Raw genomic sequence first — 13,211 nt, 5'->3', positions numbered from 1 at the left:
GGCCGGCGCAGCGCCAGCGGCAGCCGGCCGCGCAGGCGCTCTTCCTGCAGATGCCAGCGGTAGCGGCGGTAACCGCCGAACGATTCGTCGCCGCCGTCGCCGGACAGCGCGACGGTGACGTGCTTTCGCGCCAGCTCGCACACGCGGTAGGTCGGGATAGCGGAGCTGTCCGCGAACGGCTCGTCGTAGACGTCGGCCAGCGTGTCCAGCAGGTCGAAGTCGTCCGCCGCCACCTGCTCGCGGTGGTGGCGCGTGCGGTACTGCTGGGCGATGTCGTTGGCGTACACGGTCTCGTCGAAGGCCGCCTCGCCGAACGCGATCGAGCAGGTGTTGACCGGCTCCGCGGACAGGCCGGCCATCATCGCCACCACGGCGCTCGAATCGACCCCACCGGACAGGAACGCCCCCAGCGGCACCTCCGCCACCAGACGAATGCGCACCGCCTCGCGCAGGCGCGCGATCAGCTCGCGGGTCACATCACCGGTAACGGGCTGGGGTTCGAGCGGCAGGTCCCAGAACTGCCGCGGCGCCGGCACGGGCTCGCCACGACGCAGCGTGAGCGTGTGCCCGGGCGGTAGCTTGAGCGCCGCCCTGTAGATGGTGCGCGGCTCCGGCACGTAGCCGAAGCCGAAATAGTCCTCGACGGCCAGCGGGTCGATCTGCCGCGGCATCTGCGGGCAGGCGGTGAGCGCCTTCAGCTCCGAGCCGAACAGCACCGTGCCGTCGGCGAGCGGCGCGTAGTACAGCGGCTTGATGCCGAGCCGGTCGCGCGCCAGAAACAACTGCCGGCGCGGCCGGTCCCAAAGGGCAAACGCGAACATGCCGCGAAAGCGCGTGACGCAGGCCTCACCCCAGGCGGCGTAGGCGTACAGGATGACTTCCGTGTCGCAGTGGGTGCGAAACGTGTAGCCGAGCGCACGCAGCTCGTCCGCCAGCGCGGCGAAGTTGTAGATCTCGCCGTTGTAGACCAGCACCAGGTTGCCGTCGGCGCTCGCCATCGGCTGCTGCCCGGACGCCAGATCAATGATCGACAGCCGCCGGTGGCCCAGACCCAGGCCCGGCTCGACGTGCAGGCCGCCCTCGTCCGGGCCGCGGTGGTGCTGGCGCTCGTTCATGCGATCCAGCAGCGCGCGGTCCACCGGCCGCTCGCCACGGGTGTCGAAAATGCCTACCAATCCGCACATGGTGTGATTATCCGTTCGCGACCGCGGTCCGCTGGCCGGCGTGCCGCGCCAGCAGCGCGTCGTAGAGCGCCTGGTAGGCGCCGGTCATGGCCTGCAGGCCAAACGCTGTTTCGGCCCGAAGCCGTCCGGCTTGACCCTCGCGCCGGCCGCGGGCGGGATCGTCGGCGTAAGCAATCAACGCGCGCGCCATGGCGGCGGGGTCGGCCGCCGGCACCAGCGTGCCGGTCACGCCAGGCTGCACCAGCTCGCCGTTGCCGCCAACATCGGTCGCCAGCACCGGCAGGCCGCAGGCCATGGCCTCCAGGATGGTGTTGGAAATCCCCTCTGCGAGCGACGGCAGCACGAACAGATCGAGCCCGCGCAGCAGCGCCGGCACGTCGTCGCGACTGCCTGCCATCCACACCATGGATTCCGCCTCGCCCTCCCGCAGCACCTGTTCGATCGCCCCGCGCAACTGCCCGTCGCCCACCAGCACCAGGCGCAGGCGGTCCTTGAGGTCCGGTCGCTGTTGCAACGCGGCAACAAAGGCCCGCGCCAGGGTGAGCTGGTCCTTGATCGGCTCAAGGCGCCCCACCGTGCCGACCACGAAATGCCGGCCGGGCTCGAACGGCCCGCGTTCGGACGAGGACTGGCCCTCCGCCGGCGCAAAGCGCGTGGTGTCGACGCCGTTGTAAATCTGCCGGATGCGCTGCCGCGGCACGCCCACCGGGGCGGCGAGATAGTCCGCGATGTGCTCCGACAGCGCGACGTACTGCTGCACAAACGGCCGCATCAGCCGCCGCCAGCGGCGGTAGCGGGCCAATTGGCCGGACGGGTCGTGCACGTCCCAGCCGTGCTCGCCGTGCACGCGCGCCGGCACGCCGGCGGCCCAGGCGACGGCCTGCATTTCGAGCGCGGCGATGTTGCGCGTGTGCACCAGCGCCGGGCGCAGGCGGCGCAGCAGCCGCCACAGCGCCGCGTGCGTGGCGAGCCCCAGCCCGGCTGGCTTGTGCAGTGCGTAAAAGCGCACATCGTCGCGGCGCAGACGCCGCTCGAAACCGGACAGACTGGTCAGGCTGACCACGGCGTGGCGGTAGCGCTGCGCGGGCAGGCCGTCCAGCAGGTTCAGCAGGCCGTTTTGCAGGCCGCCCATCTCGAAGCTGTGCACCACGTGCACCAGCAGCGGCGCCGCGTCGGCCCGCCCACCGCCAGCGGGCATGGTCACGGCGCCGCAGCCTGCCGGTAGGCGGCGGCGAGCTCGCGGTCGATGACCGGCCTGGCATCAATGACGAGGCGCTCCAGCCGCTGCGCCGCGTCCTCGGGCTGGTGGTCGATCGGGACGTAAAGCACCACTTGCGCCGCGTCGTCGCCCCGCCCGAGCAGACGCCCCAAGGTGCCGAGCAGCTTGGCAATCGTCGGCGAGGCGGTGCTGCGCATTGGCGTCCAGTACCAGGTCCAGGCCAGCACGGAAGGCCCGCCGCCGTGCAGCAGCGCCTCGCGAACCTCGATTGACTCGCCACGCGGCAAACGTACGCGCCGCAGACCACGATCGATCTCGCCCCAGGCGAGGAGGCCTCGGCCGGTGAGCGTGTTCTGCCAGGAGACGAGCTCGCCGTGCTGTGCCTGGTTGTTGTAGTACGCGAGGACGAGGCCAACCGGTCCGTCGGCGGCCTGATAGGCGCCGGCTGCGAGCGCCCGCGGCGACTCGAAGTACGGCGACCAACGCGTAAACGGCACGTCGGAAGCCGGCCAGTCCGCGACTTGCGGCGCACTCAGGGGCGGCGCCGCGTGGTCGTTGCGTGCATCCAGCCAGCGCACTGCCGGCGGCCACACCAGCAGCAGGGCGAGGCCGGACAGCACTACCGCCAGCGCTGCGCGTGCGGACTGCCGGCCAAACACGGGTGGGACACCCGTTTCGTCGGACGTCGCCGGCGCCGGGCTCGCCGCCGCCGGTCGATCTTCCCGCCACAGGGCGCCGATGGCGAACAGCGCCATCATGACGACTACAAAGAAGATCCAGCCGTAGATCAGATGATCGACGCCTACCGCCAGACGCATGCTCGACACGTGGCCGATCATCACGATGGTGAACGCGCGAAGCCCATTGGCCAGCACCGGCACCACCAGCGACACGCCGATGAATGCCGCCTGGCGCCAGCGGCTGCGGTATGTGAGGTGCGCGTACAGCACGCCGAGCACCGCCGAGGCGATCACGTAGCGCAGGCCGCTGCACACCTCCGCCACGCGCCAGTTGCCGCTCGGCAGGGCCAGATCGTAGCCCTCGCGATAGATCGGCACGCCAGTCAGGCGCACCGCGGCGACCGTGAAGTGGGCCGTGAAATCCTGCAGCGGCACCACCAGAAAATCCCCAAACGGCACCGCAAAAAGGGCAAAGCCAACCGGGAACGCCGCCCGCCGCAGCGCATCCGTGCCCGCCACCAGCCACGCGCCGCCGAGCAGCAGGAAATACAGCGCGAAGTGCTCGAAGGCCAGCACCGCCCCCAAGCGCCCGAGTGCCCACAACCCGCCGGCCGCCAGCAACAGCAGCAATGCCCAAGGCTGCGCACGCGGCTCGGCACGCAGCACGGCATCGCGCCGCTGCCAAAGCAGCCACGCCGCCACCGGCACCACCAGCAGCCCATGGGCGTAGGTTTCCGACCGCCACCAGATGACGCCAAGGCTGGCGGCGGTATCCGCAAACGCCCACAGCGTCAGGGCGAGCGTGAGCAGCAGCAAACCAGCCGCCGTACGCCAGCGATACGTGCTGGCTAGTGCGTTCACGGCGAGCGTTGGCACGTCGGGTTTCACGGGGCGGCACTCGCGGAGGCTGGGCTGCCGGCCGGCAGGCCGAGCAGGTCATCAAGCTCGCGCAGGCGCGCATCCCAGCTGTACTCGCGCAGCACGGCCCGGCGCGCCGCATCGCCAAGGCCGGGCCGGTTTCCGCCAAGGCAGGCCACGACTTGCTCGGCAAACGCCGCGGCATCCTCCGCCGCCAGCGCCTCGTCCGGCACCGTTACCGACAAGCCTTCGAGCGCCTGTGGGCTTGCCACGACCGGTCGCGCCATTGCCATCGCCTCCAGCACCTTGTTCTGCACGCCTCGCGCCAGTTTGAGCGGGGCGACTGCCACCGCCGCGTGTTTCAGATACTGACGCACGTCCGGCACCGTACCGGTCACCGTTACGCCTGGGCAATTGGACAGGTGTCGCACGCCGCGACCGGGGTTGCGACCGACGACGTAGAACTGCGCCTGCGGGACTGCCGCCCGTACTTGCGGCAGCACGGCTTCGGCGAACCAGGTCACCGCCTGCGCGTTTGGCCAGTAATCCATGGCGCCGGTGAACACGACGACCTGCCGCCCGCGTCCCGCGTAGGGATCAGCCCCCGCCTGCGCGGGGTCGAAAAAGGCAGTATCGACGCCGTTACCGAGCACGCCGACACGGCCGGCGACCTCCGGCGCGCGCTGCCGAAACAGCGCGGCCTCCGGCGCGGAAACCAGTACGGTGGTTTCGAATCGGGCCGCCATGCCGCGCTCGAACGCCAGCAGCAGGTCCGCCTCGCGGCGGTAGAACGCAGCCGCCGGACCGCGTCGCGCGCGCGCGTACTCGCGCCATTTCTCGGAATCGACGTCGACCAGGTCGAGCACCCGCCGCACGCCCCGGGCACGCGCCAGGTACTGCGCCATGGCGGCCGAGAACACCACCGCCCGGCTCACGGACCGCGCCCACAGCACACGCTGCACCCATGCCGCCATGCCCCGGTGCGCGTAGTACACCTCGGTGCACGACCGCCCCGTCAGCACGCCGCCGAGACTGCGCAGGCGCGACCAGCGCGGCGACAGCTGTGGCGCATAAACATCCCCGCCCGTCAGCTCCCGCAGCGCTGGCAGGTGGCGCAGGTCGTCCGGGTCGTCGATGAAGGTGCCGACGTGCACGCGGTGCGTGCGTGCGAGCTGCCGCAGCAGGTGATAGGAGCGAATCTTGTCGCCCTTGTCCGGCGGGAATGGCAGGCGGTGTGCGAGGAACAGAATGTCGTGCATGGCGGGCTCCCGCCCGGGTACGCTCAGCCGAGGCTGCGTGCGAGGTACGGCCCTATCGCGTTCGCCACCGGCAGCGGCAGGCGCTGCCATAGCTTGATCAGGTGCTGATAGCGCGGGTTTTGCGGGTTGTTCTGCGGCACCGCCTGGGCGCGGATCAGCTTGCATTCGTAATGCAGCGGCTGCGGCTCGAAGCCCCAGTTTTTCTTGAAGCTGTACGAGCCGCTGTCGAGCTTGCTGCGACCGTAATCGAACACGCGGCAGCCGCGGTCCGCCGCCCGGCGCATCACTTCCCAGTACATGAAGTCGTAGGCCGCGTGCTCGCGGGCGCTGGCGAGGCCGCCGCCGTAGTAGGGCAGCACCTCGTCGCGGAAGTAGAAGCTCATCACACTCGCGACCGTTTGGCCGTGCCGGGTCACCGTCAGCACCTCGCAGTCGGGCCCGAACACCCGGCGCAGCGCATCGAAGTAGCGTCGGCTAAATACGGGCGTGCCCAGACGGTGCACGTTCCAGGCGTAGGTTGAATAAAACCGCCCGTTGTCGGCGTCGAGTTCACTCGAAAGCTCGGCCTTGATGCCCTGGCGCACCATGCGCCGCTGCTTGCGCGGGATCGCCTCCATGTTCGCGTCGTGATCGGCCTCGATGGGCTTTCGAAACGTCACGTACAGCGTCTTGGCCGGCCAGTCCGGGTGCATCGGCTCGCGCAGGCGGTATTCCAGATGGCCGACACGCCGCTCACCGGCCAGCGCCTGCGCCGCCTCGTCCAGGGCCGCCGCGGCGGCATCGTCGCTCGCCACGATGCCGCCGTAGACGCAAAACGGCAGCGACACGATCGCGCTGCCAAACAGGACGCTGCGCACCTCCGCCAGCGGCAGCACACCCCGCACCTGCCCATCCTGCACGGCGCACAGGAAGTGCGTGCGCATGCCGACACCCTGCCGCAACACCTCTCGCCAACCGCTACGGTGAAAGAAGGTCCCTTGCGGATGGGCGCACACGTAGTCGTCCCACGCCGCCGCCCCCACCTCGTCGAGCGCCTTGACCTGCATGCCTAGCCCGCCGCGCCGTCGATGGCGGGCACCGCGGCCGGTTGCGCCAGCTCGCCCGCGAACACCCGGTCCATTCGGTCCCAGCAAAAATCCCGCAGCAGCGCCCGCAGTCGCGACTCGGTACGGTGCAGGTTCACGTAATGCCGAAACCGGGACCGCGGCGGCAAGCCGCCAACACGCGGCTGCGCCGGGTCGATCTCCCAGGGGTGCATGTAGAAAATGCCGGCCTGCCGGCCATCGCGCCCCGCCATGCGCAGCAGCGTCCGGCTGACCGCATACGGCAGGAACCGAAAATACCCGCCACCGGACGCTGGCAGGTTGCGGCCACCAACTCGCGCCGTGCTGAGCGGGAGCTCCACAAGCTCGGCGTCCGCCAACGGTCGATAAGCGCGCCGTGGGGCGCCGGGGTCGCCGTAGTGGTCGTGGCGGACCGGGTAGACGCTCGAACTGTATCGATAGCCCGCCTCGACCAGCGCCCGATACGCCCAGTCCATGCCGGGACGCATGGAGAAGGACGGCGCCCGATAACCCACAACCGCCGCGCCGCAGGCATCCTCCAGCAAGCGCCGTGCGTCCGACACATCGCGCGCAAAGCGCTCCGGACCGAGCGCCTCGACGCGATCGTGCTCCATGCCGTGACTCGCCACCTCGTGGCCCGCCTCGGCGATACGCCGAACCAGCGCCGGATGCCGCCGCCCGACCCACCCCAGCACGAAGAAGGTGCCGTGGGCCGACTCCGCTGCCAGCAGGTCCAGACAGCGCCGCGTGTTGGCCTCCACCCGACTCGGGTGATCATCCCACTGGTGCTTGGCTACCTGGCCGCTGAGCGCGGCGACCTGGAAATGCTCCTCAACGTCGACCGAAAACACGCTGGGCTTGGGCACCGACAACGGCGCTGCGGTCACGACACGTCGCCCGGCGAAGTGCTGCCTTCAGGCCGGAAGGCCGAGTCGCCCTCGGCGTCGCCGCTACGGCGCATGTCGCAGCCGGGGGCGCTATCAGCCTCCAACAGATCGATCAAGCGCTTCATTTCACGAAACGTCGACAACACGTAACGCTCAACCCGAGCGCCCTGCGCAACCACCCGCTGAAGCCCGTCCAACAGGTCGAGCTGCCGCAGGGCGGTGTCGGCATCGGCCAACGCGCCGCCGCCCGGGAAATCCGACCGTGCAACCGATGATGAACGGCTATCCGGCGCCCCCTGCTCCAGCGCGATGTCCTCGGCCACTTCAACGGCAATCTCCCGAGTCACCACGCCACGCTCTTCAAGATAGGCGACCAGCAGCAGGCGATCACAAAACACATTAATGCGGCGCGGCACTCCGCCCGTCTGGCGGTAGATTTCCTCGAAAGCGTCGCCAGTGATGGTGGGTCGATCCTGCCAGCCGACGACCCGCAGCCGATGCTCGATATAGTTCTTTGTGTCCTGCGCGTCCAAAGGGCCGAGGTGATAGGCGGCAATCACGCGTTGTTGCAGCTGCAACATGTCGGCACCCCGCAGGATGTCTTTGAGCTCGGGCTGCCCTACGAGAAAACTCTGCAACAACGGCTGCGCGCCATGCTGTAGATTGGACAGCATGCGCAGCTCTTCGAGGGCGCTCTTGCTGAGGTTCTGGGCCTCATCGACCACCAGCAGAGCACGCCGGCCAGATGCCAGGACGCCCTCAAGAAACCGGGTCAGCTCTTCCAGAACGCGGGGCTTTGGCAAATCGACATACGGAACCCCAAAAGCCGCCGCTACCATTTGCAGCAGTTCCATGCCTTCGAGCTGCGAGCTGACAATCTGGGCAGGAACGATGGGCTTGCCGCCAAGCGATTGAATCAACCCCTGCACGATGGTCGTCTTGCCCGCCCCCACCTCGCCCGAAACAACGATAAAACCCTCTGCCGACTGAACGCCGTACTCCAGATACGACATTGCCCGCATGTGGGCCTTGCTGGGATAGAAGAAACGCGCATCCGGGCTCAAGGCAAAAGGCTTCCCGGAAAGCCCAAAATACGCCTCGTACATACTATGACCTAGAACGTCTTGTGCAGGTGAGCGGAGATAGTGTTTCCACCCTTCCTTCCACGTTCCGTGCCGCCGTCGGAGCTGCGTTTCTGATGAGTGTAATTGAGCGACCCCGTCAAGTCTGGCGCAAGATCACGGTCGACGCCAGTGCGCAGGAACCAACGGTCGACCTCGGTCGACGCCCCGGTCGAGAATTTATAACGAGTCCACCCGCTGCTGGCATGGACGCTGGTTCTCGGGCCAAACCGCCAGTTCCAACCAGCCGTAGTGCCTGACGACTGATCATCGCCACCTGACCCGTCACGAAACGTTCTCTCCTCATCAAACACCGAGAATGTCCACGAACTCTTCGCCAGCGTATAAGTCGCGGCTCCGACGAGCGACTTCTGGATATACGTTCCATCGCGTACGCCGATATCAACGCCGAAAGCAATGGCCTCCGCGGGAGTGCAGTTTGGAATCTCGGGCGGACAGATCAAGAAGATTTCGCCCAATTGTCTCTGCCGCGTCGTCGTGATCGTCTGCGAGCGCGACGCTGTCACGTTCCACCGGCGGGCGCTGTGGTTTAGCGAAAAAGAGTAGGTGTCGCCAAAAAAACGCTTACCGACGCTGGCGTTGATCGACGTCCGTACGCTCGGCGAAAAACCGGTGCCCACGCTCCAGTAGCTTCCGCCAGTGTCGCCGACCGAGTTACGAAATTGATTGTTCTCGTCGCCTACGGTCAAATACACATTGAGCTTGCGAGTCAGATTGTAGCCCAAGGTTCCCGAATACATTTCGAATTTGTCATGTCCCTCTTCGCCAGAATAACGAATGTCGTTCTTGGAATAATCCGCCGACCAGAACCAATCGCTGAACATGGACCCACTGCTCAGGCCAGCCACCAAGCTGCTGCCCCAACTGTCGTCGGCGGCGCCCCCGCTGTAGGACACCCGATTGACCTCGTAGCGGACCGTCGACGAAGCGACGTCGCCAAGGCGACGCTCCCACCGTGGTCCGATAGACCAATTCGTGCTGGACGTCAGATTACTGCGCTGTAACCTCGAATCGAGGTTGGTCGCACCCAAGGGCGAAATGATTCGATCACTCTTGTTGAAACGGCTGTCGACGAACAGCTCTCGTTGCAGGACTTCGCTGAGTATCGAACCCCCGAGTTGATGACGCAGATCAAGCTCGCTGTCATCGTGATAATAGAGGTTGTTCAAAGAATAATTGATGTCAGTCTTCACTCGCGACCCTTGCCGTCGCAGACTGAATCCAGGTGTAAGGTCGGTTACCCAGCCTCCAGCGTTGTTGTCGAAATCACTCTCGCCGTCAGAATAGGTCTCACCAAGCGTCACGCGGGGCTCGAAGTCAAAGTAGCGCTCGACCCCCGCCTCGGCAAATAATCGCTGCGGGGCGAGGACAAACAGCAGCAAGCTAGTTGCTACTACAGCCGTCTGCACTCCTCTCGCGTAATAGCCCTCTTTCATTGCTTGCCGTATTTTCCGTCGAGGTAATATCCCAGGGAATAGTTCATTCCTGGCATCCGCGATGCCTTGTTTAAGACTGGAATGACGATGTCACAACCATCCAGCATCTTGACCGCCCGACTCACCGCAGAACGTGGCGTCACGCCCGCTTCGACCGTCAAAACGATCTGTCCCATATGGCGGGCCAGCACACTGGACTCGCTGGTGGCAAGCATGGGCGGCGAGTCAAACAACACCAACCGATCCGGGTAACGGCTCGCGAGATCATCGACCAGTCGCGCCATGGCAGCGCTGGCGAGAAGCTCCGTCGACCGGCCATGGCGTCGACCCGCACCGAGCACTGTCAGGTTAGGAATGCTCGTCTTCACGAGATGCGTCGACAGGTCTGACTGGGCGTGCTCCAGCAGATCGATCAGCCCTGGCCCCAACGTCAGACCCAAGCGGGCGGCAACCGATGGCTGTACGACGTCGGCGTCGATCAACAACACCGTCCGCTGCAACTCCATGGCGATGGACATTGCCAGATTGATCGCGGTGTAGGTCTTGCCTTCACCGGGAACGGCGCTGGTCACCATCACGACATTGCGCCGCCCGATCCGTTGGCCGGACGGCCCAAAGGCATTGCCCAGCACAGGCCGTTTCAGAATTCTGAATTCCTCGGCAAGGGCACTCCGGCCGTCGTCGGGAATTAGCAGTCCCTGCCGCCTCATCAACGGCAAGTTCAGAGCTTGGGTATCCGGCTCCATCAATGTCGAGGATTCAGCATCCCCAATCGTCGGTGCCAACCCGCTCGCGCCGAGGGGCTTGGTTTGTTGCATCCCTTCGTTGAGAGGTGCGGTCTCTTCAATTGCCGATGGCGCCGCCCCGGGCGAAGCGTCCACCTCGGACGGGGCGTTGGCTTTGTCAGGTGCGGCGGCCCCTCGTTGCATCGCGCGCTCGATGATACTCATACTTGGGTACTACCTGATCAAAGCCAAAGTCATGACCGCCGTATAAACTCCGACGAGTGCGACTGTAACCAGCGAATAGGACATGATGCCCCGGCGTCTCGCCCGCTGGCTCGCTTCTGTCGCATGATCGGACACTGTAATCAGCTCGCCCCGCCCTGTAAGCTCTTCCAGCATGCCAATCGAGTCGACCGTCGGCCGTAACTGGCTCAACAGGAATGCAATACCGATCCCTGCACCAAGACCCAAGAGCAATACCGTTGTCGACAGAAGCAGACGGTTGGGGGCCGCAGGGTCAATCGGCACGGTCGGTGGATCGATGATTCGGAACTCGACTGCCGTCGTCTTGTCCTCAACTTCTTGGGAGATGGATGCCTTCTCGCGCGTTGCAATCAGATTGTCGTAATTCGATTTCAGGACCGCATGGTCACGCAATAGCGCGGCGTACTCGCGCTCGATCTCTGGAATGCGATCGACGGCCTCCGCCATCGCCTTGTACTTCGCAGCATAGGCAGCTACTCGAGTTTCGAGCGCCGCCACGCGCGCGTCCGCATTGGCTACGGATACCGCTATTTGTTCCGCATAGGCGGATGGCCCTGATGTGTCGGTGATGGCAGGAGCATCGACTGAAGAAGCCGCTTTTCGGGATTTGAGCTCCTCAATCAAGCGAACAGTGCCGACTACGTCGGGATGCTCGTCGGTATACCGTAACCGCAGCGCATCAAGTTGTTTTTCGAGCGCGGCGATTCGTTGTGCAAGTTCGGGGTCGATCCTGGCGCCCCCCCCTTGCGGGAATAAGAGCATCGGCTCAGTGCCTTCCGACTGGCGCCGATAGGTATCTCGCGTCTGCCGAGCTTCCTGGAGCTGAAGTTGCGTTGACTCCAAGGCGGCCCGCGCTGCCTCCCGACGCGCGTAGTAGTCCTGGCCGTCCCGGCCAAGCATGCCGACATGCTCGCGTTTGAATTGTTCGACCCGCTTTTCAACCTCGACCAGGCGGGCTTGGTAGGAGCGCAATTGCGCTTCAATGAAATCTTGAGATTTCTTAAGATCTCGTGCGGTGTTGCCTATACCGCGCTCCATAAACAGATTGACTGCCTCGCGCACGACCCGGGCTGCCAACTTCGGATCCTCAGCAGTGTAGGACAACTGGTACAGGTTGGTTTGCCCGCTGCCGGAAAGCGAGAGATTCTTGGCCACGTCCTCGACCAGGCGCTGCATTTCCTGCTCGCCGTTGACGCTGTGGTCGAGATCCGCGCGGCGGATGACCTCCTCCACGTTGGGGCGGCTGAGCAACGTGCCCGCCATCAAGCGTACCTGGTACCCCGTATTTGGCCTGACCGTCAGGCCGCTGAGCAGCGGATTCAACAGCGTGTCAGTGTCGACGTAGATGCGAGAGTAGGAGCGATAGACATCAGGCAGCGTTGAGACCCACGCCCAACCCGCTACTGAAACTATCCACGCGACGGCGCAGGCTGCCCAGCGCCAGCGGACGATGCCGCGAAGCACGCTCAGAAGCTGCTCAATCAGCTGTTCCATAAATGTTGGAATTGAACTGGTGAAAGTTTGGCGCTGCCCCGGGGCGACCTGATGTCAACCCAAGGGGCCGCGTCGGGGGAGCGACGATCAGAAAATCGTTTCGGGAATAACCAGAATGTCGCCGGGCAGCACGTCAGCGTTGGCCTCGATATCGCCGCCATTGATGAGGTCATCCAGGCGTACCCGCAGCACTTGCTGTTCACCATCCACGCTTCGGATGATGTTGGCGCGATTGCCGGCCGCGAACGTGGTCAACCCACCGACGCTGATCATCACGTCGAGCACGGTCATGTGTTCGCGGTATTGCAGCGCCTGTGGCTGCGCCGCCTGGCCGACCACGCGGATCTGCTGGCTGTACGGACCGCCGAAGCCGCCCATCATGACGGTGACGATCGGGTCGCGGATGTAGTCAGCCAGCGCCTTTTCGATGTCGCGCGCGAGTTGGGTCGGGGTCTTGCCTGCGGCGGGCAGGTCCTCGATCAGTGGCGTCGTGATCATGCCGTCCGGGCGGACGGTGACCGACATCGACACTTCCGGGTTCTGCCAAACCATGATCTGGAACGAATCGCCGGGCCCGATGATGTACCGGTAGTCGGCGACCTGCTCCACCGTTGCCGGCGCACGCGCAGGACCACCGAAGCCACAGCCTGCGATGACCGCCATCGCGATCACTGCACCTAATGTCTGCGCTGCCCGCGCCAGACGGTTACTCCGCTTCATCACCGACTCCTGACAAGTTCTGCGTGGTGTGTCGTCAGCCGCAAACACGCTGCGCTCAAGCGGACGCGGCGGGCGACACGTGGAGGTTATCGCACTCATTGGGCGAATTCTTAACGCCATGGTACTAGGTCTCCCAATGCGGACCTGTGCACCCGACGTTACCCCTTCGTGAGTAGCGGTCCGGTTCAGAGCCCTTGGGTGGATGGTATCGCTCTGGCCGCCAGCTGCCGGGCATACGCGGTGGGCGTCAGCCCGCCGAGTGCTTTCTTCGGTCGTTCC

Annotated in this window: 11 protein-coding genes; all 11 read right to left on the bottom strand. The window is 65.4% G+C overall.

Annotation, left to right across the window (positions count from 1 at the left end; all coding sequences use genetic code 11):
- A partial coding sequence (gene asnB / locus AB7F93_RS13480) for an asparagine synthase (glutamine-hydrolyzing) (RefSeq protein WP_428303424.1) occupies positions 1-1,184 on the bottom strand: 1,184 nt, incomplete at its 3' end.
- Between the two features lie 7 nt (positions 1,185-1,191).
- Entirely contained in the window at positions 1,192-2,343 is a 1,152-nt protein-coding gene (locus AB7F93_RS13475) for a TIGR03088 family PEP-CTERM/XrtA system glycosyltransferase (RefSeq protein WP_428303426.1), read from the bottom strand.
- Positions 2,344-2,384: 41 nt separating this feature from the next.
- A complete protein-coding gene (gene xrtA, locus AB7F93_RS13470; protein WP_428303423.1) occupies positions 2,385-3,971 on the bottom strand; it encodes an exosortase A in 1,587 nt (528 codons plus the stop codon).
- The gene (locus AB7F93_RS13465; RefSeq protein WP_428303422.1) at positions 3,968-5,200 is read right to left on the bottom strand and encodes a TIGR03087 family PEP-CTERM/XrtA system glycosyltransferase; all 1,233 of its coding nucleotides are present in this window, start codon (positions 5,198-5,200) and stop codon (positions 3,968-3,970) included. The genes xrtA and AB7F93_RS13465 overlap by 4 nt, the downstream gene beginning before the upstream one ends.
- Positions 5,201-5,223: 23 nt before the next feature.
- Positions 5,224-6,246 carry a FemAB family XrtA/PEP-CTERM system-associated protein gene (locus AB7F93_RS13460; RefSeq protein ID WP_428303421.1) on the bottom strand — a complete coding sequence of 341 codons (1,023 nt, stop codon included), beginning with the start codon at positions 6,244-6,246 and terminating at the stop codon, positions 5,224-5,226.
- A gap of 2 nt (positions 6,247-6,248) precedes the next feature.
- The gene (locus tag AB7F93_RS13455; protein ID WP_428303420.1) at positions 6,249-7,151 is read right to left on the bottom strand and encodes an XrtA system polysaccharide deacetylase; all 903 of its coding nucleotides are present in this window, start codon (positions 7,149-7,151) and stop codon (positions 6,249-6,251) included.
- Positions 7,148-8,257, bottom strand: a complete 1,110-nt coding sequence (locus AB7F93_RS13450) for an XrtA/PEP-CTERM system-associated ATPase (RefSeq protein ID WP_428303419.1) — start codon at positions 8,255-8,257, stop codon at positions 7,148-7,150. Before AB7F93_RS13450 ends, AB7F93_RS13455 begins: the two co-directional genes overlap by 4 nt.
- 8 nt (positions 8,258-8,265) lie before the next feature.
- Positions 8,266-9,729, bottom strand: coding sequence for a TIGR03016 family PEP-CTERM system-associated outer membrane protein (locus tag AB7F93_RS13445; protein WP_428303418.1), 1,464 nt, complete (start codon positions 9,727-9,729; stop codon positions 8,266-8,268).
- Complete coding sequence (locus AB7F93_RS13440) at positions 9,726-10,679, bottom strand: XrtA-associated tyrosine autokinase (protein WP_428303417.1); 954 nt, start codon at positions 10,677-10,679, stop codon at positions 9,726-9,728. Before AB7F93_RS13440 ends, AB7F93_RS13445 begins: the two co-directional genes overlap by 4 nt.
- A gap of 9 nt (positions 10,680-10,688) precedes the next feature.
- A complete protein-coding gene (locus AB7F93_RS13435; RefSeq protein WP_428303416.1) occupies positions 10,689-12,212 on the bottom strand; it encodes an XrtA system polysaccharide chain length determinant in 1,524 nt (507 codons plus the stop codon).
- 87 nt (positions 12,213-12,299) lie between these two features.
- Entirely contained in the window at positions 12,300-12,875 is a 576-nt protein-coding gene (locus AB7F93_RS13430) for an XrtA/PEP-CTERM system exopolysaccharide export protein (RefSeq protein WP_428303425.1), read from the bottom strand.
- Positions 12,876-13,211: the final 336 nt, after the last annotated feature.

Origin of the sequence: Immundisolibacter sp. (assembly GCF_050250495.1) — a bacterium.
Classification (GTDB): domain Bacteria; phylum Pseudomonadota; class Gammaproteobacteria; order Immundisolibacterales; family Immundisolibacteraceae; genus Immundisolibacter.
Note: the sequence above shows the minus strand (reverse complement) of the source record. Positions and strands in the feature narration are given on the sequence as shown.